Here is a 23,548-nt window from a genome sequence, read left to right as displayed (position 1 = left end):
TTCCGGAAGGTTTCCGGAATCCGGCAACGCCGGTCGCGGGCCGCTGTGCGCGGCCCAGGGGTTCCCGGGCCGGGCCCGGGGTCAGACCAGGCCGAGCCGGACGGCGGCGGCCTCGGCGTCCACCGGAACGGTGACGGGCTGCGGAGCGCCGGCGACCGCCCAGTCGGGGTCCTTCAGGCCGTTGCCGGTGACGGTGCACACGATCTTCTGGCCGGGGTCGACCAGGCCGAGCTCGGCGGCCTTGAGCAGACCGGCCACGGAGGCGGCCGAGGCGGGCTCGACGAAGACGCCCTCCTGTGAGGCCAACAGGCGGTAGGCGGCCAGGATCTGGCGGTCCGTCACCTCGTCGATGAAGCCGCCCGACTCCTCCTTCGCCGCGAGGGCGAATTCCCAGGAGGCCGGGTTGCCGATGCGGATCGCGGTGGCGATGGTGTGCGGCTCCTTGACGATCTCGCCGCGCACGATCGGCGCCGAGCCGGAGGCCTGGAAACCCCACACGCGGGGCGTACGGGAGGCAAGGCCGTCGGCCTTGTACTCCTTGAAGCCCTTCCAGTACGCGGTGATGTTGCCGGCGTTGCCGACGGGCAGCACGTGGATGTCGGGGGCGTCGCCGAGCGCGTCCACGATCTCGAACGCGGCCGTCTTCTGGCCCTCGATGCGCACCGGGTTGACGGAATTGACCAGCGCCACCGGGTAGTTGTCGGACAGCGCGCGGGCCAGGTCCAGGCAGTCGTCGAAGTTGCCGTCAACCTGCAGGATCTTCGCGCCGTGCACGAGGGCCTGGCCCATCTTGCCGAGCGCGATCTTGCCGCGCGGCACGAGGACCGCGGACACCATGCCGGCGCGCACCGCGTACGCGGCGGCCGAGGCGGAGGTGTTGCCCGTGGAGGCGCAGATGACGGCCTTGGCGCCGTCCTCCTTGGCCTTGGTGATGGCCATGGTCATGCCGCGGTCCTTGAAGGAACCGGTGGGGTTCGCGCCTTCGACCTTGAGGTGCACCTCACAGCCGGTGCGCTCGGAGAGCACCTGGGCGGGAACGAGGGGAGTGCCACCCTCCCGGAGCGTGACCACGGGGGTCGTCTCGGTGACCGGCAGCCGGTCCCGGTACTCCTCGATGATGCCGCGCCACTGGTGGGTGCGATTGCTGCTCATGGGTCCTTACTCCCCTTCAACACGCATGATGCTGGCGACACCGCGCACGGTGTCCAGCTTCCGCAGCGCCTCGACGGTCCCGGAGAGGGCGGCGTCGGGTGCGCGGTGGGTGACGACGACGAGGGAGGCCTCACCGTCCTTGCCCTGCTGCCTGACCGTGTCGATCGACACGCCGTGCTCCGCGAAGGTGGTCGCCACCTGGGCGAGGACGCCCGGCTTGTCCGCCACATCGAGGCTGATGTGGTAGCGGGTGACGACGTCCCCCATGGGGCTGACGGGCAGCTGGGTGTACGCCGACTCGCCGGGCCCCGTTGCCTCGGCGAGCTTGTTGCGGCAGACGGCGACGAGGTCGCCGAGCACCGCGGACGCGGTCGGCGAACCGCCCGCGCCGGGCCCGTAGAACATCAGCCGCCCGGCGGCCTCCGCCTCGACGAAGACCGCGTTGTAGGCCTCGCGGACGGAGGCGAGCGGGTGGCTGAGCGGGATCATCGCCGGGTGGACGCGGGCGGTGACGGACTCGCCGTCGGCGGCACGCTCCAGGATGGCGAGGAGCTTGATGGTGCAGCCCATCCGCTTGGCGGAGGCGAAGTCCGCGGCGCTGACCTCGGTCATGCCCTCGCGGTACACGTCGTCGAGGCGGACGCGGGTGTGGAAGGCGATGCCGGCCAGGATGGCGGCCTTGGCGGCGGCGTCGTAGCCCTCGACGTCGGCGGTCGGGTCGGCCTCGGCGTAGCCGAGGGCGGTGGCCTGGTCGAGCGCCTCCTGGTAGCCGGCGCCCGTGGAGTCCATCTTGTCGAGGATGAAGTTCGTCGTGCCGTTGACGATGCCCATCACCCGGTTGATCTTGTCGCCGGCGAGGGACTCGCGCATCGGGCGGACCAGCGGGATGGCGCCTGCGACGGCGGCCTCGTAGTACAGGTCCAGCCCGTGCGTCTCGGCCGCGGCGTGCAGCGCGGCGCCGTCCTGGGCGAGCAGCGCCTTGTTCGCGGAGACGACGGAGATGCCGTTCTCGAAGGCGGTGGTGATCAGGGTGCGGGCGGGCTCGATGCCGCCGATGACCTCGATCGCCACGTCGATGTCGCCGCGTTTGAGCAGCGCGGTGGCGTCGGTGGTGACGAGCGCGGGGTCGATGCCCTCGCGCACCTTGGAGGGGCGGCGCACCGCGACGCCGGCGAGCTCGACGGGCGCGCCGATCCTGGCGGCCAGATCGTCGGCGTGCGTCGTCATGATGCGCGCCACCTCTGAGCCGACCACTCCACAGCCCAGCAGCGCCACCTTCAGCGGACGCGTACGCATCATTCGACCTACGCCTTTCGATCTTTCTACGTTCCCGGCGCGCGGGTTACGCGCCAGGTATGAACCAGTCTCACTCAATGGACAGCAGTTTCCATCTTCGGTCCATTGAGTGAGACGTCCATTTTCGGGACCGGACGCCCCGTCCCGAAAATATGGGAATCACCCGAGGTCGAGGGACAGGAGATCTTCCTCCGTCTCACGCCGGACGATCACCCGCGCGGCCCCGTCGCGGACGGCGACGACGGGCGGGCGGAGCGCGTGGTTGTAGTTGCTGGCCATGGAGCGGCAGTACGCCCCGGTGGCGGGTACGGCGATCAGGTCGCCGGGGGCCAGGTCGGCGGGGAGGAAGGCGTCCCGGACGACGATGTCTCCGCTCTCGCAGTGCTTGCCGACGACGCGGACGAGCATGGGCTCGGCGTCGGAGACGCGGGAGACGAGGGTGACGGCGTACTCGGCGTCGTACAGGGCCGTGCGGATGTTGTCGGACATGCCCCCGTCGACGGAGACGTACGTGCGCAGGCCCTCCAGCGGCTTGATCGTGCCGACCTCGTAGAGGGTGAACGCGGTCGGGCCGACGATGGCGCGGCCGGGCTCGACGGAGATCCGGGGGGCCTTGAGCCCCGCGCTCTCGCACTCCCGCGCGACGATCTCGGTGAGCGCCTTGGCGATCTCGTGCGGCTCGCGCGGGTCGTCGGCGGAGGTGTAGGCGATGCCGAGGCCGCCGCCGAGGTCGATCTCGGGGAGCTCGACGCCGTGCTCGTCGCGGACGGCGGCCAGCAGCTGCACGACCCGCTTGGCGGACACCTCGAAACCGGCCATGTCGAAGATCTGCGAGCCGATGTGGGAGTGGACGCCGAGCAGCTCCAGGCTGTCGTGCCCGAGGGCGCGGCGCACGGCCTCGGCGGCGGACCCGTCGGCCACGGCGATGCCGAACTTCTGGTCCTCGTGAGCGGTGGCGATGAACTCGTGGGTGTGCGCCTCCACGCCGACGGTGACGCGGATCTGCACGGGCTGGCGCACCCCCAGCTCGGCGGCGACGTGCGCGACCCGCGCGATCTCCTGGAACGAATCGAGCACGATCCGCCCCACACCGGCGCCGACCGCGCGGCGGATCTCGGCCTCCGACTTGTTGTTGCCGTGGAAGGCGATCCGCTCGGCGGGCATCTCGGCGGCGAGCGCGGTGGCCAGCTCCCCGCCCGAACACACGTCGAGGTTCAGCCCCTCTTCCTTCAGCCACCGCACGACGGCCTTGGACAGGAACGCCTTCCCCGCGTAGAACACGTCCGCGTCCTTGCCGAAGGCGTGCGCCCAGGCGCGGCAGCGGGCCCGGAAGTCCTCCTCGTCGAGGAAGTAGCCGGGGGTCCCGAACTCCTCCGCGAGCCGCGTCACTTCGATACCGCCGACGGTGACGACCCCGTCCCCGTTGCGCGTGACGGTCCGCGACCAGACCTTCTCGTCCAGCGCGTTCAGGTCGGCGGGCGGCGGGGCGTAGTGGCCCTCGGGCAGGACGTCGGCGTGGCGGGGCCCGGCGGGGTGCGCGGAACGGCTCATCGGAATCTCTCTTCGGAAGTCACAAAGAATCTGGGGCGTCTATGCCGAGGAGGGCGAGGCCGCCGGCCAGCACCGCCCCGGCGGCTTCGGCAAGAGCCAGCCGGGCACGGTGGGCGGCCGAGGGTTTCTCGTCCCCGAGGGGCAGGACCTGGTGCTGGAAGTCGAGGAGCGCGTCGGCGACGGCGACGAGGTGCCGCGCCAGCCGCTCGGGCGCCCGATGGTGCGCGGCGGCCTCGAGGGCGAGGGGGTGGTCGGCGAGGGCACGCAGCAGGGCGGGCGCGTCGACGTCGCCGGGCTCGGCGCGGAACCCGAGGTCCGCGGCGTTGCGCGTCAGCGCCCGCGCCCGGGCGTGCGCGTACCGGACGCGGAAGACCTCGTTCTCCTCCCCCTGCACGAGCAGTCCGTCGCCGAAGGCGGGCGTCTCCCGGCCCGGCACGACGACCATGGCCCAGACCGCGGCCCCGGCCCCGTACCGCGCGAGCACGTCCCCGTCCCGCCGGGCCACGGGTGCGACGCGCGCCCCGCCCTCCTCCGGGGGGAACCCCTGCCCTTCCCGGATCCGCGCGACGGCGGCACGCACGACCTGCTCCCGGGATCCGCCGACGGCCTCGCTCCGCGCCGGGGCGCACCCGTAGCGCTCGGGCCGCTCGCGCACGTCCCGCACCAGCTCGGTGGCGGACAGGGGGGCGAGGGTGAAGTTCAGGAATCCGGGGCCGGTGACGTCGACGGTCGCGATGCCGGGCTCCTGGGCGAGCGCTCCGGCGAGCACGAGGGCCCCTTCGGCCCCCCTCCCCATCTTCAGCGCGACGGGACTGGCGTACTCCCCCACCCCTCCGGGCCGGGTCCGCTCGACGACCACCCGCCCGGGCGCGGGCCCGTCCAGTTCCCCGGCCTCGACGGCACGGCGTACGGCGTGTACGACGGCACGAGAGAGGTCGGCGGGGATCACGGAACCCAGCCTAGGGGAGAAGCCCGTCCCCCATGCATCGGGTTTCGCCATGTGGAATAGCCCGCCCCCACCACCCTGCCCGGGCCCTCCCCACACCCCTCCTTACGCCCCTCTCCTCACACCCCTCTGCCGGCCGGGGCGCCCTTCCGCTCCCGCCGGTCCTTCCGCTCGACGAGCCGCCGCACGACCTTCACCAGCTCGGCGGGCTCGAAGGGCTTGGCGAGGAAGGCGTCCACGCCGGCGGCGATGGCGGCCTCGACCTCGTGCTGGGTACAGGCACTGACGATGGCGAGCGGCACGTGCCGCGTCCGCGGATCGGCCCGCAGCCGCGCGGCGGCCCCGAACCCGTCCAGCCGCGGCATGACCACATCAAGGGTGATGGCGTCGGGACACACCCGGTGGACGACGTCCAGGCACTCGGCACCATCGTTCGCGGTCACGACCTCGAAGCCCTCCAGCTCGAGATTGACCTTGATCAGCTGCCGGATGACCTTGTTGTCGTCGACAACAAGCACCCGGCCCGAGGCGCCTGGCACAACTTGAGGGTAGGTCGCCCTAAGCCCCCGCGTCCGGGTTTTTGCCACTTCCACCCCCTCCGGGCGACCGACCTCCTTCCTCCCGCCCAAATCGGTTCCTGATCACCCCGCGGAAGCTGGTAGGGTTCAACCCGTCGCCGCAACGCGAACGACACGCCCCCGTAGCTCAGGGGATAGAGCAACGGCCTCCGGAGCCGTGTGCGCAGGTTCGAATCCTGCCGGGGGCACTTCGCATGAAGTGCCGAAGACCCTCCCAACAGTGCTCGCAACTGTTCGGAGGGTCTTCTTGCGTTCGGCGCCATGACGGGCGGGCCGCCGCGATCCGCGGCGGCCCCGTGGCAGTAACCACCCCCGCGGTTACCGCCCTTGTCCCATGAGCGCGGCCGCCAAGGTGCGGGCGCTCGCCGGAATGCCGTCGGTCGGGTGCCCGTACGCGGGGTGGGGGTCGTCCAGGGTGGGGAGGGTGCTCGGGGCGCGTTCGGCGGGGGCTCGGTCGAGGACGGTGGTGCCGGTTTCGGCTTCCTGGGTGGGCGCGTAGCCGGCGGTGCGCAGGGCCGCCAGGGTCTCCTCGGGGGGTGCGGTGGAGATCAGCACGGTGGGGGCGATCCGGCGCAGGCGGAGTCGGGCCAGGCCGCGGGCCTGGGCGACCTCGGCGATCAGGCCCGGGTCGTCCGAGCGGATGCAGCAGGCCGAGCGGACCACCTTGAGCCGGCCGTGGGTGCGGGCAGCGTCCTTGACCGTGTAGGTGAGGACCTGCGGTAGTGGGGTTTCGCTCGCGGCGGTGAGGAGGTCGAGGAGGTCGTCGGCGCTCCAGCCCGCGTCCAGGGCGCGGCGTACGGAGGCGGCGGTGATGCGCCAGACCACCGCGTGCCCCTCGGACTCGATGTCACCGACCGCGGAGAGCAGTTCGGCCAGGGCCGGTGCGGGGGCTCCGGTGACGGTGGCCGTCAGGTCGCTCTGGAAGCGGGCGGTGGTGCTGGGCGCGGGCAGGGCGGAGTGGAGTGCCTCGCGCAGGGCGGTGACCGCTGCCGCCAGGGCGGGACGGGTGGACAGGTCCTGGCCCAGGCCGTCGGTACCGGTGGCGGACGGGTCGGCGCCCGCGCCGGGCACGGCCGGGTAGTGGTGGGCGCCGCCGGCCTCCAGCAGTCGGCAGAGCGCGCGTCCTACGGGCGTGAGGGCTCCGTGCGCGACGACACCGAGCAGGGCCGCCTCCTTCAGGGTGGCCTCCATGCGGTCGAGGAATCCGTCCAGGTCCGCCGGCGCCCCGCTGTCGTCCACGGCCAGGTGGGCACGCAGCATGGGGCGGAACCAGGCGGCCCGGTCCAGGAGTTCGGCGTAGCCGAGGGCGTCCCCCCTCAGACCGTGCCCGGCCGGGAGGGTCGCGAGGGCCCGGAGCACCCCGGTCCGCAGGTCCACCGCCTCCTGGTCCTGCGGACTGACGAGGGCGACCGGGACCTCGCCCGGGTCCGGCCAGTGGCTGAGGATCCCGGGGAGCACGGCCCAGGCCGCCAGCAGCGGCAGGAGCTTGCCCGCGGCCGGGGCGGCGGCCCAGGCGTCGTAACGGTCGCTGGGCAGCAGGCGGGCGGGGGGCCTGGGCGGCGCGGCGTTCCGCCGACGGGCGGGGGCGGCGGGTGGCGGTTCCTCGTCCCGGCGCGCGGCGAGTCCGGCGGTCACGGCGAGGTCGAGCCACAGCCGGGTGTCCGCCTCGTCCGCACCGGCCGTCTTCGCCAGCCGCCGGGTGTCCCGTACGGCGATCCCGCCCGTCTTCCGGATCGTGACGGGCTGCGCGGCCAGTGCGCGCAGGACCTGCTCGGCGCGCCAGGCGGCGGCCGCCGCAGCCGCGGTCCCCTCGTCCGCCCAACCGGGCGGCAGCGGGGCCGTGGCGGTGAACGGGTCCGCTTCCAGGCAGGGGCTGGGCGGGGCCTGCTCGTCGCGCAGCGCGCGGGCGACCTCGTACGGGAGTTCCACCAGGTCGACGCCGACGGGGACCAGCATCCCGCGCGCGGCCAGCCAGTCCGTGCCCTCGTCTCCGCTGCCGCCCTGCCGGAAGACGAACTTGGCACCGGGGACGTCGTGTTCCCCGTACCGGCTGACGAAGCAGTGGGTACGCAGCAGCGGGGGCCCTGGCACCAGGTGGTCCAGCAGCTCCCGGGCGCGCGCGGGAGCCGTGGCGACCAGGTCCCGGACCCGGGCGGGGTCGGCGAGTACGGTCGCGATCAGCTCCTGGGCCGTGTCGCGGGTCCGCGCCGCGCCCTGTCCGTCCCCGGCGAGCACGGCGGCGATCCGCTTGACCTCGGGGGCGTTGTAGGCGGTGGTCAGCAGCCGGGCCGCGGTCCGCCCGTAGCCGTCGAACCCTGCGGCACGGACGTGCAGCAGGGGCGGCAGGACCAGTCGGCCCTTGGGGGCGGGAAGGAGCAGAGCGCGCTCCCGCAGCCGCGCCAGCGTCCTCTCGGCCCGCAGGCGCTCCGGCCCCGGCTCGAACCAGGAGAGCACGTCCTCCTCCGCCACCCATCGCCGCGCCGGGTCGACCGGTACCACCGGCACGCTCTGCTGCCAGGGGTAGCGCGGCCCGTCTTCAGCGTCTCCCCCGGCCGGACCGTGCCGCTCCAGGGCCAGGGCGGCGACGGCCGCCAGGAGCCCCAGTTCCCCGGCCGTACCCGCCATCAGGCCCCAGCCGACCGACTCGTCGCCGAGCAGGTGGCCGGCGAGCTCGGCGAGGGTGGTGATGCGCCGGAACCCTGCGGCGAGCGGCAGGCCCCGCTCCTCCAGCAGGGCGGTGAGCCGCTCGGTGTCGAGGGAGCCGAGCCATTGCGCGAGGGCGTCACGGGCGTTCACCCCGTCAGGCTAGCGTCGCCGCCGCTCCCCACATGGGGGACCGGTCGCATCCGCGTTCGGGCCGGCTGCCGGGCCCTGACCGGCGGTCCCTGCGTCCACATACCCCTGTCGTGGTCACGGGTCAAGACACGTGAATCCGGGTCGTGACCCGCTGTCGGCGCCCAGGCCTACTGGAGGTGCGGGGTGGAGGAGAGCTCGGGGCTCCTCCTCTCCCCCTTCTTGTCCAGTGGAGGAGGATTCCCATGGCTCAGCAGCCCTTCTGGTCCCGTCGTCTCTTCGTCTTCGCGGCCTCGACCGTCGTCGCCGCGGGGAGTGCCCTGCTGAACGTCGCCGCGTTCGCCGCCGTCCACGGGACGCCGCAGCTGAGCGCCGCCGGGCAGCAGTGGGAGTGCTACACCGCGCCCTGCAACCCTCCGGACGGCGACGGGCACGGGAAGGGCGGGAAGCCGCCGCACGTCCCCTCCCACCCGTTGGAATGCTTCGTCGCGCCCTGCAACCCGCCGGCTGACGGCTCCCCCCTGCCGCACCCGGAACCCGAGGGAACGCCGGCGGGCCCGGGAGTCCAGGCCTGAGCTCCGTAAACGGCCCGCTGGATCGTCCGGCGGGCCGTTTTCGTCAGCCGGCGTGGGGCCAGTCCTGTGCCGTGCGCTGTGCGCGGCGGTCGTTCTCGGTGCGGAGGGCCGTGAGCCAGGGCCAGAGGTCCGGGAGGGGCTGGGCCGCGCAGGCCAGGCGGTGTTCGATGCGGCAGCGCTGGGTCGGGTCCGGTGGGCAGACGCCGTAGACGGCCACGCGGTTGTCGGACCGCTCTATCCAGCGGTGCTGCGCCGGGACGGTGTGGGCCAGGGGCGTCATGCCAGGCTCCAGCAGCACCCAGTCGTGCTCGTCCGTCGCGACCCGGTCCACCGGCAGGCCGCAGTGCGGGCAGTGCGGCTGCCCGGCTCGCAGCCGGGGCGGTTCGTCCTGGTAGTCCCCCATACCGTGAGGGTCGACAGTCCGGCGGGCCGTGCAAAGGGCGCGAACCGGCCAGGACGGGTGGGGTCGGCGGGTGCGGGTGGGGTGCGGATCGGCTCGGGGGGCGACCGTCGTCACGTGCGGCACGGTGGGGTCGGCCGGGAGGGGCGGGTGGGGGCCGGAGCGCTGTCGCGGCGCGGTTCGTTCCGGTGGACCGTACGAGGGGGTGGGGCAGGGTCTGTGTGTTCGGGGGTGGTGGGGGGACGGGGGGTGCGTAGGGTGGATTTGAGGCCGCTTTGTGCCGTTGACCTGGCACTTTGCGGCGTGATGGCGCATAGAGGATGGGGCGACGAGATGCGTGAGCTGGCGGAGACGGCGCGGCAGTGGGCGGCCGAGGGGCGGGTGGCGTTCCTGGCGCGGCCGGTGACCGAGCAGGGGTTCGGCCCGCGGGATCCTGCCGGGGCCGTGCTCGTGGACGCTCGGGGTGAGTGTGTCGGGGCGCTGTACCGCGGGGTGTTCGACGCCGAGCTCGTGGCCGAGGCCGGGGCCGTGGGGGCCGGGGGCGGTGCGCGGGTGTGCGAGGTGTCGGTCGGGGCCGGGGAGGCCACCGAGGCGAAGCTGACCTGTGGCGGGCAGGCCGAGGTGCTGTTGCAGCCCCTGGCCTCGATCCCCGCCGAGTGGTGGGAGCTGCTCGGGTCGGGGGCCGGGGTGGCGCTCGTGACCCGGCTGAGCGAGGGGGCGGACGCCGCGGTGAGCGAGGTCGTGCGGGCCGGGGGCGTGCCGGCCGACGACGCCGCGCGGCGGGCCGGGGAACTGCTCGGGACGCGCCGGCCCGGGCGGGATGCGCTGTACGGGGGGTCCGGGCTGGTGCTCGTGGAGGCGTACCCGTCGGCTCCGTACCTGGTGATCGGCGGCAGCGGGGAGCTGGCCGAGGTGATCGGGGCGCAGGCCGCGCTGCTGGGGTGGGAGTCGGTGATGGTGGAGAGTGCCGGTGAGGCGGAGAAGGTGCTGGTTCAGCACCGGGACGCCGCTTGTCTGGTGCTGCTCAGCCACGAGCCCGATTTCGACGTGCCGAGTCTGCGGACCGCGCTGGCGCTGGGGATCCCGTACGTCGGTGCGCTGGGCTCGCGGCGGACCACCGCGCGGCGCCGGGAGGGGCTGGTCGCGGCCGGGGTGAGCGAGGCCGAGCTCGCGCGGGTGCACGGCCCGATCGGGCTGGACCTGGGGGCGAAGACCCCGGCCGAGACAGCGCTGGCGATCTGCGCGGAGATCCTGGGGGTGCTCGGGGGAAGGGACGCCCGGGGGCTGCGGGATTCCGACGGGCCGCTGCGGTGAGGGCCGGGCGCTGTTCATGATTCTTCGCGCGGGGCGCGTGAAAAAGGTGTGAAAACGGGAAAATAACATTCATGGACATGATCCTGAGCGTGGACGCGACCCTCTCCCGCAGCGCGTGGTTCTTCATCGTCGGAGTGATCATCGCCGGGTTCCTGCTCGGCGGGTTCAAGCTGGGGCAGCGCGTGCGGGCCAAGGAGCCGCCGCCGCCCACTCCCGAGAGCCAGCCGCACCTGCCCGAGGGCGGTGCGGTGCACGAGGTCCGGGAGGAGAGGGACCACGTGGAGATCCCCGAGGGCGGACTGAGGCCGCACGAGATGCAGGGGTACGGGAACTTCGGGTCCACCACGTCCGCACACCCCGAAGAGGTACGGGCCGAACGGGAGTCCGGCTACAAGCCCGTGACCGGCCCCGGACCGCACCCGCAGCCCGGCGCACCGCCCGACGCGGGACGCGGGGCGCACGCGTAGGCGGCACGCGTAGAGGCGCCGTCCGTCTGTCGCCGTCATTCGGAGTTGTCGCCGTCATTCGGAGTCCGCAGGGGCCTCCCCCCTCTGACCCGCGCCACCGGCGCGGGTCAGAGGTCTGTCAGGTCCGTCAGGTCCGTCCGGAGGCGGAGTACTTCCGGCGGGGGGTGGCGGGTCGAGGCGTGGCGGACCTCCGCCGTGAGGGGTGGGTCCAGGGGGGTGTAGGGGGTTTCGCCCAGGCCGATCGCCGTGACCGTCGGCAGCTTGGGGGGCGGTGGCGGCGACGTGCGCAGGGCCGCCGTGAGGTCCGTGCGGAGGGCGGGCGGGAGGGGGCTCGACACCAGGGGGGTCTCCTCGTCCTCCCCGGGGAGGAGCAGGACCAGGGCGAGCGGGCGGCGCACCGTGCCGGTGTAGCCGATCACCGCCGCGTCCCGGACATTGGTGTGGCGCAGCTTGCGCCAGGCGCGGCGGCCGGACGGGTACGGCTGGCCCAGGCGTTTGACGACGAGCCCCTCGATGCCGCTCGCGGGCAGGGTCTCGTACCAGGTCTCGGCCAGTTCCGGGTCGGTCGTCATCGGCACCGGCTGGAGGGGCGGGCCGAGGGGGACCAGGAGGTCGACCAGCAGGGCGCGGCGGCGCTCGTAGGGCTGCGCCCGTACGTCGAGACCGCCCAGCTCCAGGACGTCGAAGGCCGCGTACGAGGCGGGGAGGGTGCGCGACAGGGCGGCGGCCCGGGCCGGGGTGGCCGCGGCCCGGCGCTGGACCAGGGCGAAGTCCGTCTTGCCGGCGTGCCAGACCACCACCTCCCCGTCCAGGACGGTCCCGGCCGGCAACCGCCGGGCGGCCGCCGCGAGGTCGGGGAAGGCCGCGGTCACGGTGCGGCCGGAGCGGGCCTGGAGGACGACGTCGTCGGCCGTGCGGAGGACGACCATGCGGTGCCCGTCGAACTTCGGCTCGTAGGCCAGTCCCGGACCGCGCGGGAGGGTGCGTACGGAGGCGGCCAGGGCCACCCGGACCGGCGGTGTCATCGGGGCTTCCCGGGCAGCGCCCCGGCCAGGCCGGGGTCCAGGAGGGGGGCCAGGAGGTCGCCGTCGCGGGCGAGGCGGGGCGGGACGTCGTCGGCGAGGAACACCAGGTCGGCGGGGTTCCGGCAGGCCTCGACCTCCGCCCAGGCGACGGGGGCGGAGGCAGTCGGCAGGGCGCGGGCCCGCAGGGTGTAGGGGGCGGCGGTGGTCTTGGCCGCGGCGTTCTGGCTGTGGTCGACGAAGACCTTGCCGGGGCGCAGCGCCTTGGCCATGCGGTGCACGACCAGGGCGGGCAGGTCCGCCTCGGCCTCCTGCGCGAGGTGCTTGGCGTACGCGGACACCCGGGCGGACGGGGTCGGCTCGACCGCGACGGACAGGTGGAGGCCCTTGGAGCCGGAGGTCTTGGCGTACGCGTGCAGCCCGTCGGCGGCGAGGCGGTCGCGCAGCCAGAGGGCGACGGCGCAGCACTCGACGATGGTCGCGGGCGGGCCGGGGTCCAGGTCGAGGACGAGGCGGTCGGCGACGGCGGGGGTGGCGGCGGTCCACTGGTGGACGTGGAACTCGACGACCAGGTTGGCGGCCCAGATGAGGGCCGGCATGTCGGATACGAGCACCTGTTCGGCACCGGGGTCCTCGGAGCGGGGCACGGGGGCGGTCTTCACCCAGGCGGGGGTGCCGGGGGGCGGGTTCTTGGTGAAGAACAGCTGGCCGTCAGGTCCGTCCGGATAGCGAAGAAAGGAGACGGGGCGGTCATGGATGTGCGCGAGGAGGGCAGGCGCGACGGTGGCGTAGTAGTGCAGCACCTCGCCCTTGGTGAAGCCGGTCCGCGGGTACAGGACCTTGTCCAGGTTGCTGAGCGCGATGCGACGCCCCTCCACTGATGTGATCGGCGTCATACGATGAGATTGCCACGAATCAGGAGGAACCGTGCGATCCATTTGGAACGGGGCGATCTCCTTCGGCCTGGTCAGCATCCCGATCAAGCTCGTGAACGCCACTGAGAGCCATTCCATCTCCTTCCGCCAGATCCACGTGACGGACGGCGGACGCGTCCGCTACCGCAAGGTGTGCGAGCTGGACGGGGAGGAGGTGTCCTCGGACGAGATCGGCAAGGGGTACGAGGAGGCGGACGGGTCGATCGTGCCGATCACGGACGAGGACCTGGCACAGCTGCCGATCGCCACGGCGAAGACGATCGAGATCGTTTCGTTCGTGCCGGCCGATGAGATCGATCCGCTGCAGATGGATTCCGCGTATTACCTGGCGGCGAACGGGGCCACGGCGGCGAAGCCGTACACGCTGCTGAGGGAGGCCCTGAAGCGGAGCCGGAAGGTGGCCATCGCGAAGTTCGCGCTGCGGGGGCGGGAGCGGCTGGGGATGCTGCGGGTCGTGGACGACGTGATCGCCATGCACGGGCTGTTGTGGCCGGATGAGATCCGGGCGCCGGAGGGGGTGGCGCCGGAGGCGTCGGTGTCGGTGCGGGAGGCCGAGCTGGATCTGGCCGATGCGCTGATGGCGACGTTGGGTGAGGTGGAGATCTCCTCTCTGCACGACGACTACCGGGAGGCCGTGGAGGCGATGATCGCGGCGAAGGCGGGGGGTGCGTTCGAGCCGTCGGAGGCGGTGGTGGAACCGGCGGGCGGGCAGGTGATCGACCTGATGGCGGCACTGGAGAGCAGCGTGCGGGCGGCGCGGGCATCGCGGGGCGGGGACGCCGGTGGTGGGGGCGGGGGCGGGGAGGCCGAGGTGACGCCCATCCGGAGGAAGACTGCGGCTGCGGCCTCGCCGAAGGCGGTGGGCGGGAAGAAGTCGACCGCGTCGGGGAGAGGGGGCGGAGCGGCGAAGAAGACCGCGGCGGCGAAGTCGACTTCGAAGGCCACGGCCTCGGGCACCGCCACGGCATCCAAGTCGGCGGCGAAGAAGGCCGCTTCGGGCAAGAAGTCCACGGCGTCGACGGCGTCGACGGCCGCGAAGAAGACGGCGGGGGCGGGTGCGGGAAAGAAGGCGGCGCCAAGGAAGCGGAGTTCTGCCTGACCTGAGGGGGAGCCCCTGGGAACGGAGGATGGGTGGGAGGAAGGGCGGGGAGGAAGGGCGGGGAGGAGGGCGGGGAGGGGCAGGCCCCGCGCGGCGGCCGCTCCCGCCTCCGCCTGCAAAAGAGCGGCCTACAAGGGCACGGCGTACAAGGGCGCGGCCTATCGTTCGCCCAGCCACGTCGACGTCATGCGCGCCGCCGTGAACAAGGCTTCCACGTCCGGGGGTTTGAGGGTCGGCGGGACGGCCCGGAGGGTGGCCGTCAGGGTCGGGGGCTGGAGGACCAGGACGTCCCTGAGGCTGGGCGCCACCTCCACCCGGCAGGCGTCCGTGAGGGACAGGACCGGGGTGACCGGGGAGGCCAGGGCGCGGGAGGCGCGGGCCGCCGCACCGCGGATCCAGCGAGGGTCCGGGGCAGGGGTGCCACGGCCCACCGTCAGGAGGAGGTCCCCCACTTGGGCCCGCTGGCGGCGGCCCGGGACCGTGCGCAGGGCGAAGACGCCCGGCGGGCCGATGAGCAAGTGGTCCAGGAGCCCGAGACCCGGCAGGGGGACGTCGTGGACCACCCGCCAGTCCTCGGCCTCCAGCAGGTCCAGCTCCGCACCCGTGCGCTGTGACGCCGCCAGTTGCCGGCGCATGCGGTGCCGGGCCCTGCCGCCGCCCGGCGCCCCGTACGCCAGTTCACCCAGGAGGGCTTCGCCGGGGCGGTTGGGGGCCAGGTCCTGGTCGGGCGGGAGGTGCAGGCGGCGCAGTTCGGCACGGCTGGGAACGGGCGGCGGCCCGATGGTCCAGTCGCCGCTCAAGTACGGGCGCAGCACCGCCAGTACGGCCTCGCGCTGGTCGTCCGCGAGGACGCTGATCCGGTTGGTCTGACGGTCGTACCAGGCCACCGTCAGGCCGTCGGGCCGGTTGACGTAGAGCCGGCCGCGGCCGGGCCGGCCGCTCGGAAGCACCTTGAGTCCGGGCATCGGCCTCACCCCCGCCGTCCATGTGAGCAGGCGCCGCCGCCCCCGGCAATCCCTCGAACATGTAACAGCTCCGTCGGCTCGCTGCTGCCTTCCTGTTACAAGGCCAGGGCCCTACCGCAACAGCCCGCGCCTACGTTGGAGCCCTACCTGCCTGCACCACCCGTACCGAATGGACTCCCGTGAACACCGTCAGCCGCCGCACCATCGTTCGCGCCACCGCCGTGACCGCATGCGCCGCGGCCCTGCTGGCGCTGCCCACCGCCGCCGCACTCGCCGACGGGGTTCCGGCCGCCTCCGCCGCCGGGGCCCAGCGGACCCTGGTCAGCAGCCTGTCCCTCGCGGACGGGCAGTCGACCGCCAAGGTGTACCGGCTCGCGAAGGACGCGTACCAGGCGGAGATCCTGCGCGCCGGCGCCACGGTGGCGACGCTGACCAGCCGTGACGGCGCCACCGGCGTCGGCGGGGCCGGCGAGCTGCACGCCGCGCTGCGCCCGGACGGGCGGCTCTCCTCGTGGGTCGACGACACCCTCCCGCGGAACGGCTCGCACGCGGTGGCCGGCGACGGCCACAAGACGGCGACCCGCCGGGGCGCCGGGGAGGTCGTGCCGGCCGTCGCGGAGACCCACCACACCCCCGGCACCGCCGAGGCGCTGCGGCTGAACACCCTGGCCGACGGCCCGGGCAGCGGGGCGCTGCTGCTCGCGGCGGGCGGCGGGATCGCGGCCGTGGGCGCAGCCGGGCTGGGCTTCGCCATGCTGCGACGGGGCCGCACGGACGGCTGACCGCCCGGACGGCTGACCGCCCGGCTCCGGGACGAGTTCCCTGACGGCGACGACTGCCTGGGGCGGGGTGGGGCGAGGTGGGGCGGGTATCGGGATCCCGCAGGGCGGGCCCGTTCAGACGGCCGGAACCCACGATGACCGTGTCACGGCGGGGCGGTCTCAGGGACGGGTTGGGGCTTTCCCGTCAGCCCTCCTCGCGCCGCGGCTTCGTCCAGGGCCAGCGGAGTTTCGGTTTCTGGCCCGATGGGCGGTAGGCGTACTTCCAGCCCTTCTGGAGGCCCAGCCGCTTCGTGTAGCCCGACGGGACCCGCTCGTACAGCAGGACCGTCGGCGGGCCACCGTCGGCCGCCGGGACGGGGATCTCGTACCACTTCGGGGGGTGGCCCGTCGGGCCGAGGAGGATCGGGAGGACCCGGCCGTCCATCGGGCCGCCCTCGAAGGGGGTCGGTTCGCTTCTCACCCCACCAGTGTCACAGGAGGTGAGCGGCCTCGGAGACCACCGGGATCACGCGTCGGGCGAGGATCCCCGCCGGGCCGTCCGGGCGTTCCAGGGCCAGGGCGGCGCGTGCGGCGGTGGCCGTTTCGGGGTCCGTGGCGGCGGTGGCGGTCAGGAGGGCGATGAACTGGTCGACCAGCCAGTCGCGGAGGGTGGCGGCCTCCGGCTGTTTGCCCTCGTCCAGCCAGATCAGGGAGGCCGCCTCGACCGCCGTGATCCAGGTGCGGACCATCATCCTCAGCCGCCGTCCCGGCCCGGGGGCCGGGAGGTCCAGGTGGAGGAGGATCTGTTCGGCGGCCGCGCGTCGGATGCCGTCCACCGTGGCGGTGGTGCGGGAGGTCTCCACGACGCTGCCGCCCTGCAGCAGGGCGGCGAAGCCGGCGTCGTGCTCGTCGACGAAGGCCAGGTAGCGGTCGAGGACCCGGGAGAGCCGGGCCGTGAGCGGTCCGGTGCGGGGTTCGGCGAAGCACAGTTCGAGGACGTCGGCCGCCGAGCGCAGCGCGGCCTCGTACAGCTGCTGTTTGCCGCCGGGGAAGTAGCGGTAGACCAGCGGCCGCGAGACGCCCGCGGCCTCCGCGACGTCGTCGAGGGAGATCTCCTCCGGAGCCCGGTGCGCGAACAGCGACAGGGCCGCGTCGAGGAGTTGGGCCCGCCGCTCCTCGACGCTCAGCCGGCGGTAGGCGCGCACGGTGCGTACGGTCATGTCCGCAGCGTAGACGTACGGCGCGGCTCGCGGGGGCTTACGCGAGGAGGCCGGAGCTCTTCCAGAGGCGGCGGCCGGCGCCGCGGAGGACGCCGATGTCGTCGAGGAAGTCGGTCAGCCGCTTGGCGCCGGTCTGCATGACCTCGCGGCGGTGGCCGCTGGCCTTGACCTGGGCGACGGCCTCGCGCCGGTCGAGGCCGACGTTGTCGTAGACGGCCGGGTTGACGAAGGCGAGGGAGAAGACCCGGGCGGCCTCGCCGCAGCTGAGCCGGGTGAGTTCGCGCTCCCAGCGCGGGGCGGTGAGCATCTGCCGGCGCAGTTCCTCGCGGGCGTAGCGGACGTGCCGGGCCTCCTCGATGACGTGGATGCGGGTCACTCCGCGGACGAGGGGCTGGATGCGCTCGTCGGGGAAGGTGAGGCGCTGCATCCAGTCGAGGATCTCCTCGCCGAGGAGGGTGCAGGCGAAGGAGCCGGGGGTGGTGGAGATGGTCTTCAGGATCCGGGCGAGGTTGTGGTTGGCGCGGGAGACGGGGTAGGCGGGGGCGCCGCCCGTCTGGATCATGCGGGCGAACATCATCGAGTGGCGGCACTCGTCGGCGATCTCGGTGAGGGCGTAGCGGACGTGGTTGCTGGTCAGCGGCTTGTCGTAGATGTGCCGGACGAGGAGCTGCATGAGGATGATCTCGAACCAGATGCCGAGCGAGGCGAGTGCGGCGGCTTCGTGGCGGGAGAGTTCGATGCGCTGTTCCTCCCCCATCTTCTTCCACAGCGGGGTGTCGTAGAGGGAGAGCAGCTCGGGGGGCCAGTAGTACTTGCCGTCGACGGGCGGGGCCTGCCAGTCGAGTTCCTTGTCGGGGTCGAAGGAGTGCTTGGCGGAGGATTCGAGCAGGCGCTCGGCGATCTGCTCGCGGTCCTTGAGGAGGCCGAGGGCGTCCCTCAGTGCGGCTCGCTGCGTCACGGTCGTCATGGCTTCGGGCACCTCGGCAGTCGGGTTACCAGCGGTCACGTCTTATAAGACTGCTTGTCAGCAAGGTCGTCAATCCCTCGCGCACGACTTGTTGACCCCGTGTCTACCAACGTGTGACGCTGCCAACTGTCCAGTCCTGTACGGCAGTACGGCAGCACGTGAGACGAGGAGGCGTCAGTGTCGACGCACGAGCTCTACACCACGGCCCCGGGCGAGGGCGTCTGGCAGGTGCCCGCCAGCGGCTCGGCCCGCTTCAGCTGGGAGTACGACGAGGGCCGCGAACGCCTCCTCGCGCTCTACCAGAAGGGCAAGGACAAGCAGTGGGACGGCGACAAGCGCATCGACTGGGACATCGAGGTGGACCCGTTCGACCCGCTCGGCACCCCCGACGAGGTGCTGACCCTGTACGGGACGCGGCACTGGGCCAAGCTCACCGAGAAGGACAAGGGCGAGCTGCGCCGCCACTACAGCGCCTGGAACTTCAGCCAGTTCCTCCACGGCGAGCAGGGCGCCATGGTGTGCGCGGCGCGCATCGTGGAGTCCGTACCGGACCTGGATGCCAAGTTCTACTCCGCCACCCAGACCATGGACGAGGCCCGGCACGCCGAGATCTTCACCCGGTTCCTGCACGAGAAGGTCGGGATGCTCTACCCGGTCAACGACAGCCTCCAGGGGCTCCTCGGCGACACCCTGCGCGACTCCCGCTGGGACATGCCGTACCTGGGCATGCAGGTGCTCATCGAAGGGCTGGCGCTGGCCGCGTTCGGGATGATCCGCGACACGACGGACAAGCCGCTGCCCAAGCAGATCCTCGCGTACGTGATGCAGGACGAGGCCCGCCACGTCGCCTTCGGACGGATGGCCCTGCGCGACTACTACCGCCAGCTGACGGACGCCGAACTGCGCGAGCGCGAGGAGTTCGTCATCGAGGGCTGCTACCTGATGCGGGACCGGCTGCGCGGCGTGGAGGTCCTGGAGAACTTCGGGATCCCGCGGCGGGAGGCGGAGGAGTTCTCCGAGCAGTCGGAGTTCCTGCACCTGTTCCGCAGGCTGCTCTTCAGCCGGATCGCGCCGTGCGTGAAGGACATCGGGCTGTGGGGCGAGCGGCTGCAGAAGGCCTACCTGGACATGGGCGTCTTCGAGATGGGCGACTCCAACCTGGACCTGCTGATGGCCCAGGACGAGGAGATCGCCGAGGCCCTCGACCGCGAACGGTTCGCGACCGAGGAACGGGAGCGGGTGGCGGAGGTGGAGGCGGCCGTCCAGGAGGGGGCCGGGGCGTAGGGGGCGGCCTCAGCGGGGCCCGCCGGTCAGGGCGGCCTCCATCATCGTGCGGGCGATCGGGGCCGCCGCGCCGTTGCCGCTGATGTCTCCGCGTACCGCCGAGGCGTCCTCGACCACCACCGCGACCGCCACCGCCGGCTGCGGCGCGCCGTCCGCGGCCGCCCAGCCGATGAACCAGGCGTAGGGCGTGCCGGCGTTGCCGACCCCGTGCTGGGCCGTACCCGTCTTGCCGCCCACCCTGGCTCCCGGGATGGCCGCGTTGCGGCCCGTGCCCTCCTCCACCACCTTCACCATCAGCTCCTGCAGCCGCAGCGCCGTGGGCGTGCTCATCGCCCGGCCCAGGGTGCGCGGGGCGAAACGGCGGACCAGGCCGCCGCCGTGCCGGGTCGTGCGGTCCACCAGCCAGGGGGTCTCGATCTCACCGCCGTGGGCGACGGCCGCCGCCACCATCGCCATCTGCAGGGGCGTGGCCCTGGTGTTGAACTGCCCGATCGAGGAGAGCGCCAGCTGGTCCGGGCTCATGTCGGTGTCGAAGTTCGACCGGGACACCCAGGACGGCACCCGCAGCCCCTCGTCGTTGAACCCGAACCGCTCCGCCGCCGCGACCATCCCCTCCAGGCCCACCTGCACCCCGACCTTCGCCATCACGGTGTTGCACGACCACTGCACCGCCTCCGCCATCGAGGCGTCCTCACAGCCCGTGCCCGCGTTCGGCAGCAGGGTGCTCGTGCCGGGGAGGGGGTAGGGGTCCGGGGTGCGGGTGGGGGCGTCGACGTCGGTGACCACGCCCGCGTCCAGGGCGGCGGCGGCCGTCACGATCTTGAAGGTGGAGCCCGGCGGATAGGTCTCGCGCAGCGCCCGGTTGAGCATCGGCTTGGCCGGGTCCGCGTTCAGCCGCGCCCAGGCCGCCTTGACCTTCGCACCGGTCCCGGAGAGCAGGCCCGGGTCGTACGAAGGGCTGCTGACCAGCGCCAGGATCCGGCCCGTCGCCGGCTCCAGCGCGACCGCCGCCCCGCGCCTGCCGCCGAGCCCCCGGTAGGCGGCCCGCTGCACGGCCGCGCGCAGGGTGGTCGCGGCGTCGCCGCCGCCGGGACGGCCGCGCGAGAGGTCGTACCAGAGGGGGAAGGCGGAGAGCCCCGGGTCGGTGCCGGCCAGCAGGGCGTCCTCGGCACGTTCGACGAAGCTGGTCCCGTACGTCTGGGAGGAGAAGCCGGTCACCGGGGCGTAGAGGGGGCCGTCCGTGTAGGTGCGCTCGTAGCGCAGCAGCTGGCCGCTGTCGCGGGAGCCGGTGACGGGCCGGCCGTCGACGAGGAGGTTGCCCCGGGGCTGGGCGTAGCGCTCGATGGCGGGGCGCTTGTTGGCGGGGTTCGCCCCGTAGGCGGCGGACTCCCAGACCTGCACGCGGGCCACGTTGACGAGGAGGGCGGCGAGGAGGAGCACGCAGAAGTACGCGCACCAGCGGATGTAGCGGATCATCCCGGCCCCCCGGCCCCGCCGCCGCGGGCGCTGTCGCTCAGCCGGACCAGCAGGGCCACGATGATCCAGTTGGTGACGACGGACGAGCCGCCCTGGGCCAGGAAGGGCATGGCCATACCGGTGAGGGGGATCAGGCCGGTCACGCCGCCCGCGATGACGAAGACCTGGAGCGCGACGATCGAGGCGAGCCCGGTGGCGAGCAGCCGCCCGAAGGGGTCGCGCAGGGCGAGCCCGGCGCGGAACCCCCGGGACACGAGGAGCCCGTAGAGCAGCAGGAGGGCGGTCAGGCCGACCAGGCCCAGCTCCTCTCCGGCGGTGGCGAGGACGAAGTCCGACTTGGCGGCGAAGCCGATGAGGAAGGACTGGCCGTGGCCGAGGCCCGCGCCGAGGAGGCCGCCGGCGGCGAAGGCGAAGAGGGACTGGGCGAGCTGGCCGGGGCCTTCGCCGCGGTCGATGGAGGCGAAAGGATTCATCCAGTCCTGCACGCGGCTGTGCACGTGCGGTTCGAGGGTTCCGACGGCGTACGCGCCGAGCGCGGCGAGCAGCAGCCCGACGGCGATCCAGCCGATCCGGCCGGTGGCGGTGAACAGCATGATCACGAAGAGGCCGAAGAACAGGAGCGAGGTGCCGAGGTCGCGCTCCAGGACCAGGACACCGACGCTGAGCAGCCAGATCGCGAGGATCGGCCCGAGGACCCGGCCGGGCAGGAGCCGGAGCTTCCAGAAGAGCCGGCGGCCGGTGAGGGCGAGGGCGGTGCGGTTGGCGGCGAGGTAGGAGGCGAAGAAGACGGCGAGGAGGATCTTGGCGAACTCCCCCGGCTGGAAGGAGAGCCCGGCGAAGCGGATCCAGATGTGGGCGCCGTTGACGGCCGGGAAGAACACGGGGACGAGCATCAGCGCGAGGGCGGCGGTGACGGAGAGGTAGGCGTACCGCTGGAGCACGCGGTGGTCCCGCAGCCCGAAGACGACCAGGGCGAACAGCCCCACCCCGAGCCCCGACCACCGCAGTTGGTCCCCCGCTCCCGCCTCGCCCGGGGTGGCGAGGTCGAGCCGCTCGATGAACACGAGGCCGAGGCCGTTGAGCAGGACGGCGATGGGCAGCAGGACCGGGTCGGCGTACGGGGCCCTGATCCGCACGGCCAGGTGCGCGAGCAGCGCGGCGACGGCGAGCCCGGCGGCGTAGTGGGAGGTGGAGGTCGAGACTCCGCCGGCCAGGCCGACGTAGGCGTGTCCGAGTACGGAGATCAGGACGGCTCCGGCGAGGAGCGTCAGCTCGATGCCCCGGCGCTTGGGGGTGCGGGCGTCGGAGTACGGGGGCGGAGCGGGCTCGGGCTCCGTCAGCTTCGCCGTCAGGGCTGGCGGGGGCATACGGGAAACGTAGCAAGCCAACCGCCCCTATGTCCGGTTATGCCATAGTCTGCCGAAGAGTCGTCAGAAACGGTCGAAATCGCCGTAGCGAGGAGCGGGAGCCGAGCCTTATGGGACCTGTGGAATTCATCGTCCTCGCCTTCCCGGAGGAGCAGCTCCGGGTCCCGGCGGTCGAGGCCGTGATGGGACTGCGCAAGACCGGGGTGGTGCGCCTGATCGACGGCCTCGTCACGACGAAGACGGCGTCGGGGGAGGTCCTGGCGGCGGAGTTCGACGAGTTCGTGGAGCTGCGCGGCCTCCTGGCGGGCCGCGACGTGGCCCGGCTGATCGGCCCGGAGGACGTGCGCGAGGCGGCGGAGCTCCTGGACCGGGGCAGCTGCGCGCTGCTGCTGGTGGTCGAACACGTCTGGGCGCAGGACGCGGCCGTCGCGGTACGGGCGGCGGGCGGGCGGATCGTGGGCTCGGTGCGCATTCCCGCGGAACGGGTGGAGGTGGCCTGATGTTCATCCGCCCGGTGAACGTGACGGTGACGGCGGCAACCCGCCCGCCCGGCCACCCCCTGCTGCGGGGCCTGCTGCGACGGGCGGCGGGGGCGGCGGAGTGGAGCCAGGACGTGGACTCCGGCGAGGGTACGGCCGAATCCCTGGCGGATGCCTTCGCGGAGGACGAGGCCGAGGCCCTCACGGAGGCCGAGTCCCTGGCGGAGGCGGCGGGCTCGGCGGGCCTGGAGGGCCGGGCGGAGGCGGTGGACGAGGCCGACGCGATGGCCCGCCCGGCCCCGTGGCCCGCCGAACCCCGAACCCCGGCGCCTCCCTCCACGCACGCAACCCTGGTGTCGGAGCTCACCCAACTGGCCGACCTCGCCCGCGAGGGCCTCCTGACCCCGGAGGAGTTCGCACGGGCCAAGGGGCGGCTGCTGGAGGGGTGACACGCACCAGCCCCGACGACCGCGAGTTCCGCCGCCGATCCCACGACCCGCCCAACGCCTTCTCAAACCAGGTAAGGCACCAGACTTCCGCCCGACCCACTCCAGCCGCCCGCCGGGTCCCCGATCGCCGCTCTGTTCGTCATTTGGCGCGGGTATGAGCCCAAGACGGCAGCCGGACACCGAAATCAGAGAAGCGCGTGGCGATCTGACGCGCCCACCGCCCCCGGACGACGATTCCATCGTCCTCAGCTGCGGGCAGCGACCCCGGACGGGACGCGGACGCCGAGACGGGAGAAGCCCGTGGCGATCTGACGCGCCCACCAGCGCCGGATGCGATTCCGTCGGCCCGGATCCCGGGTCTGCCGACCCCCGACCACCTCTCCTGCTCACTGAGGGAGCCGCAGGGCCCAGGCAGAACCGTGCCGTCCCTTTGGGGGTTTCCCGGCAGTCTT

General features: G+C 73.1%; 23 protein-coding genes and 1 tRNA gene. 9 read left to right on the top strand and 15 right to left on the bottom strand.

The genetic code is table 11. The features are described from left to right. Window positions 1-81 precede the first annotated feature (81 nt). The 5 genes from thrC to B4U46_RS24150 all read right to left on the bottom strand — a co-directional run bounded on the left by thrC (window position 82) and on the right by B4U46_RS24150 (window position 5,532). Complete coding sequence (gene thrC / locus B4U46_RS24170) at window positions 82-1,152, bottom strand: threonine synthase (protein WP_079429776.1); 1,071 nt, start codon at window positions 1,150-1,152, stop codon at window positions 82-84. 6 nt (window positions 1,153-1,158) lie between these two features. Then, the gene (locus B4U46_RS24165) at window positions 1,159-2,448 is read right to left on the bottom strand and encodes a homoserine dehydrogenase (protein WP_045948872.1); all 1,290 of its coding nucleotides are present in this window, start codon (window positions 2,446-2,448) and stop codon (window positions 1,159-1,161) included. A gap of 159 nt (window positions 2,449-2,607) precedes the next feature. Further along, entirely contained in the window at window positions 2,608-3,999 is a 1,392-nt protein-coding gene (lysA, locus tag B4U46_RS24160) for a diaminopimelate decarboxylase (protein ID WP_079429775.1), read from the bottom strand. 19 nt (window positions 4,000-4,018) lie between these two features. Then, window positions 4,019-4,948, bottom strand: a complete 930-nt coding sequence (gene nrtL / locus B4U46_RS24155; RefSeq protein ID WP_079429774.1) for an ArgS-related anticodon-binding protein NrtL — start codon at window positions 4,946-4,948, stop codon at window positions 4,019-4,021. Window positions 4,949-5,064: 116 nt separating this feature from the next. Continuing rightward, window positions 5,065-5,532 (bottom strand): response regulator, encoded by a 468-nt coding sequence (locus tag B4U46_RS24150; RefSeq protein WP_079431957.1) that lies wholly within the window; start codon window positions 5,530-5,532, stop codon window positions 5,065-5,067. Between the two features lie 107 nt (window positions 5,533-5,639). Between B4U46_RS24150 and B4U46_RS24145 the strand changes: the two genes are divergently transcribed. Continuing rightward, window positions 5,640-5,711: transfer RNA gene (locus B4U46_RS24145), tRNA-Arg, on the top strand. A gap of 130 nt (window positions 5,712-5,841) precedes the next feature. On the opposite strand, the gene B4U46_RS39915 is transcribed toward B4U46_RS24145, so the two are convergent. Next, window positions 5,842-8,319: a helicase-associated domain-containing protein gene (locus B4U46_RS39915; RefSeq protein ID WP_079429773.1), complete on the bottom strand. Its 2,478-nt coding sequence runs from the start codon at window positions 8,317-8,319 to the stop codon at window positions 5,842-5,844. A 242-nt stretch (window positions 8,320-8,561) separates the two neighbouring features. Here B4U46_RS39915 and B4U46_RS24135 point away from each other — a divergent pair, with 242 nt between their 5' ends. Then, on the top strand, window positions 8,562-8,891 hold the full coding sequence (locus B4U46_RS24135; RefSeq protein WP_079429772.1) for a hypothetical protein: 330 nt from the start codon (window positions 8,562-8,564) through the stop codon (window positions 8,889-8,891). 43 nt (window positions 8,892-8,934) lie between these two features. Here B4U46_RS24135 and B4U46_RS24130 read toward each other — a convergent pair whose 3' ends face one another. Next, window positions 8,935-9,294 (bottom strand): DUF6083 domain-containing protein, encoded by a 360-nt coding sequence (locus B4U46_RS24130; protein WP_079429771.1) that lies wholly within the window; start codon window positions 9,292-9,294, stop codon window positions 8,935-8,937. A gap of 330 nt (window positions 9,295-9,624) precedes the next feature. On the opposite strand from B4U46_RS24130, the gene B4U46_RS24125 reads away from it, so the two are divergent. Both B4U46_RS24125 and B4U46_RS24120 read left to right on the top strand, forming a co-directional pair. Further along, window positions 9,625-10,605 carry an XdhC family protein gene (locus tag B4U46_RS24125; protein WP_079429770.1) on the top strand — a complete coding sequence of 327 codons (981 nt, stop codon included), beginning with the start codon at window positions 9,625-9,627 and terminating at the stop codon, window positions 10,603-10,605. A 71-nt stretch (window positions 10,606-10,676) separates the two neighbouring features. After that, window positions 10,677-11,072: a DUF6479 family protein gene (locus B4U46_RS24120; RefSeq protein ID WP_079429769.1), complete on the top strand. Its 396-nt coding sequence runs from the start codon at window positions 10,677-10,679 to the stop codon at window positions 11,070-11,072. A 107-nt stretch (window positions 11,073-11,179) separates the two neighbouring features. Here the strand turns inward: B4U46_RS24120 and B4U46_RS24115 are convergent, their stop codons facing one another. Both B4U46_RS24115 and ligD read right to left on the bottom strand, forming a co-directional pair. Continuing rightward, entirely contained in the window at window positions 11,180-12,097 is a 918-nt protein-coding gene (locus tag B4U46_RS24115; protein ID WP_079429768.1) for an ATP-dependent DNA ligase, read from the bottom strand. Beyond that, window positions 12,094-12,990, bottom strand: coding sequence for a non-homologous end-joining DNA ligase (gene ligD / locus B4U46_RS24110; RefSeq protein WP_079429767.1), 897 nt, complete (start codon window positions 12,988-12,990; stop codon window positions 12,094-12,096). Before ligD ends, B4U46_RS24115 begins: the two co-directional genes overlap by 4 nt. A 31-nt stretch (window positions 12,991-13,021) precedes the next feature. Between ligD and B4U46_RS24105 the strand changes: the two genes are divergently transcribed. Further along, entirely contained in the window at window positions 13,022-14,128 is a 1,107-nt protein-coding gene (locus B4U46_RS24105) for a Ku protein (RefSeq protein ID WP_079429766.1), read from the top strand. A 158-nt stretch (window positions 14,129-14,286) separates the two neighbouring features. Here the strand turns inward: B4U46_RS24105 and B4U46_RS24100 are convergent, their stop codons facing one another. After that, on the bottom strand, window positions 14,287-15,093 hold the full coding sequence (locus B4U46_RS24100) for a nuclease-related domain-containing protein (protein ID WP_079429765.1): 807 nt from the start codon (window positions 15,091-15,093) through the stop codon (window positions 14,287-14,289). Between the two features lie 179 nt (window positions 15,094-15,272). Between B4U46_RS24100 and B4U46_RS24095 the strand changes: the two genes are divergently transcribed. Then, complete coding sequence (locus B4U46_RS24095) at window positions 15,273-15,875, top strand: hypothetical protein (protein WP_079429764.1); 603 nt, start codon at window positions 15,273-15,275, stop codon at window positions 15,873-15,875. Between the two features lie 184 nt (window positions 15,876-16,059). On the opposite strand, the gene B4U46_RS24090 is transcribed toward B4U46_RS24095, so the two are convergent. From B4U46_RS24090 to B4U46_RS24080, 3 genes are read right to left on the bottom strand one after another with little or no spacing between them, the layout of a single operon-like run. Further along, window positions 16,060-16,335 carry a hypothetical protein gene (locus B4U46_RS24090; protein ID WP_079429763.1) on the bottom strand — a complete coding sequence of 92 codons (276 nt, stop codon included), beginning with the start codon at window positions 16,333-16,335 and terminating at the stop codon, window positions 16,060-16,062. A gap of 10 nt (window positions 16,336-16,345) precedes the next feature. Continuing rightward, on the bottom strand, window positions 16,346-17,074 hold the full coding sequence (locus B4U46_RS24085; protein WP_079429762.1) for a TetR/AcrR family transcriptional regulator: 729 nt from the start codon (window positions 17,072-17,074) through the stop codon (window positions 16,346-16,348). A 37-nt stretch (window positions 17,075-17,111) separates the two neighbouring features. Continuing rightward, window positions 17,112-18,041, bottom strand: coding sequence for an AurF N-oxygenase family protein (locus tag B4U46_RS24080; RefSeq protein ID WP_079429761.1), 930 nt, complete (start codon window positions 18,039-18,041; stop codon window positions 17,112-17,114). Between the two features lie 177 nt (window positions 18,042-18,218). Between B4U46_RS24080 and B4U46_RS24075 the strand changes: the two genes are divergently transcribed. Beyond that, the gene (locus B4U46_RS24075) at window positions 18,219-19,325 is read left to right on the top strand and encodes a ferritin-like domain-containing protein (RefSeq protein ID WP_079429760.1); all 1,107 of its coding nucleotides are present in this window, start codon (window positions 18,219-18,221) and stop codon (window positions 19,323-19,325) included. A 9-nt stretch (window positions 19,326-19,334) separates the two neighbouring features. Here B4U46_RS24075 and B4U46_RS24070 read toward each other — a convergent pair whose 3' ends face one another. Further along, the gene (locus B4U46_RS24070; RefSeq protein WP_079429759.1) at window positions 19,335-20,801 is read right to left on the bottom strand and encodes a penicillin-binding transpeptidase domain-containing protein; all 1,467 of its coding nucleotides are present in this window, start codon (window positions 20,799-20,801) and stop codon (window positions 19,335-19,337) included. Continuing rightward, window positions 20,798-22,168 carry an FtsW/RodA/SpoVE family cell cycle protein gene (locus B4U46_RS24065; RefSeq protein WP_107438309.1) on the bottom strand — a complete coding sequence of 457 codons (1,371 nt, stop codon included), beginning with the start codon at window positions 22,166-22,168 and terminating at the stop codon, window positions 20,798-20,800. The genes B4U46_RS24070 and B4U46_RS24065 overlap by 4 nt, the downstream gene beginning before the upstream one ends. A gap of 110 nt (window positions 22,169-22,278) precedes the next feature. On the opposite strand from B4U46_RS24065, the gene B4U46_RS24060 reads away from it, so the two are divergent. Both B4U46_RS24060 and B4U46_RS36700 read left to right on the top strand, forming a co-directional pair. Continuing rightward, window positions 22,279-22,668: a DUF6325 family protein gene (locus tag B4U46_RS24060; protein ID WP_079429758.1), complete on the top strand. Its 390-nt coding sequence runs from the start codon at window positions 22,279-22,281 to the stop codon at window positions 22,666-22,668. Continuing rightward, window positions 22,668-23,096 (top strand): hypothetical protein, encoded by a 429-nt coding sequence (locus B4U46_RS36700; RefSeq protein ID WP_100862873.1) that lies wholly within the window; start codon window positions 22,668-22,670, stop codon window positions 23,094-23,096. The genes B4U46_RS24060 and B4U46_RS36700 overlap by 1 nt, the downstream gene beginning before the upstream one ends. Window positions 23,097-23,548 lie beyond the last annotated feature (452 nt).

Origin of the sequence: Streptomyces katrae, from assembly GCF_002028425.1 — a bacterium.
Taxonomy (GTDB): domain Bacteria; phylum Actinomycetota; class Actinomycetes; order Streptomycetales; family Streptomycetaceae; genus Streptomyces; species Streptomyces katrae_A.
The sequence above is the reverse complement of the archived record's forward strand: the minus strand, read 5'-3'. Positions and strand labels throughout refer to the sequence as shown.

Coding starts and splice junctions, on each gene's coding strand:
- B4U46_RS24060 (WP_079429758.1), top strand. CDS start 22,279: ATGGGACCTGTGGAATTCATCGTCCTCGCCTTCCCGGAGGAGCAGCTC.
- B4U46_RS36700 (WP_100862873.1), top strand. CDS start 22,668: ATGTTCATCCGCCCGGTGAACGTGACGGTGACGGCGGCAACCCGCCCG.
- B4U46_RS24080 (WP_079429761.1), bottom strand. CDS start 18,041: ATGACGACCGTGACGCAGCGAGCCGCACTGAGGGACGCCCTCGGCCTC.
- ligD (WP_079429767.1), bottom strand. CDS start 12,990: ATGACGCCGATCACATCAGTGGAGGGGCGTCGCATCGCGCTCAGCAAC.
- B4U46_RS24135 (WP_079429772.1), top strand. CDS start 8,562: ATGGCTCAGCAGCCCTTCTGGTCCCGTCGTCTCTTCGTCTTCGCGGCC.
- B4U46_RS24070 (WP_079429759.1), bottom strand. CDS start 20,801: ATGATCCGCTACATCCGCTGGTGCGCGTACTTCTGCGTGCTCCTCCTC.
- B4U46_RS24115 (WP_079429768.1), bottom strand. CDS start 12,097: ATGACACCGCCGGTCCGGGTGGCCCTGGCCGCCTCCGTACGCACCCTC.
- B4U46_RS24085 (WP_079429762.1), bottom strand. CDS start 17,074: ATGACCGTACGCACCGTGCGCGCCTACCGCCGGCTGAGCGTCGAGGAG.
- B4U46_RS24065 (WP_107438309.1), bottom strand. CDS start 22,168: ATGCCCCCGCCAGCCCTGACGGCGAAGCTGACGGAGCCCGAGCCCGCT.
- B4U46_RS24100 (WP_079429765.1), bottom strand. CDS start 15,093: ATGCCCGGACTCAAGGTGCTTCCGAGCGGCCGGCCCGGCCGCGGCCGG.
- B4U46_RS24125 (WP_079429770.1), top strand. CDS start 9,625: ATGCGTGAGCTGGCGGAGACGGCGCGGCAGTGGGCGGCCGAGGGGCGG.
- thrC (WP_079429776.1), bottom strand. CDS start 1,152: ATGAGCAGCAATCGCACCCACCAGTGGCGCGGCATCATCGAGGAGTAC.
- B4U46_RS24165 (WP_045948872.1), bottom strand. CDS start 2,448: ATGCGTACGCGTCCGCTGAAGGTGGCGCTGCTGGGCTGTGGAGTGGTC.
- lysA (WP_079429775.1), bottom strand. CDS start 3,999: ATGAGCCGTTCCGCGCACCCCGCCGGGCCCCGCCACGCCGACGTCCTG.
- B4U46_RS24130 (WP_079429771.1), bottom strand. CDS start 9,294: ATGGGGGACTACCAGGACGAACCGCCCCGGCTGCGAGCCGGGCAGCCG.
- B4U46_RS24120 (WP_079429769.1), top strand. CDS start 10,677: ATGGACATGATCCTGAGCGTGGACGCGACCCTCTCCCGCAGCGCGTGG.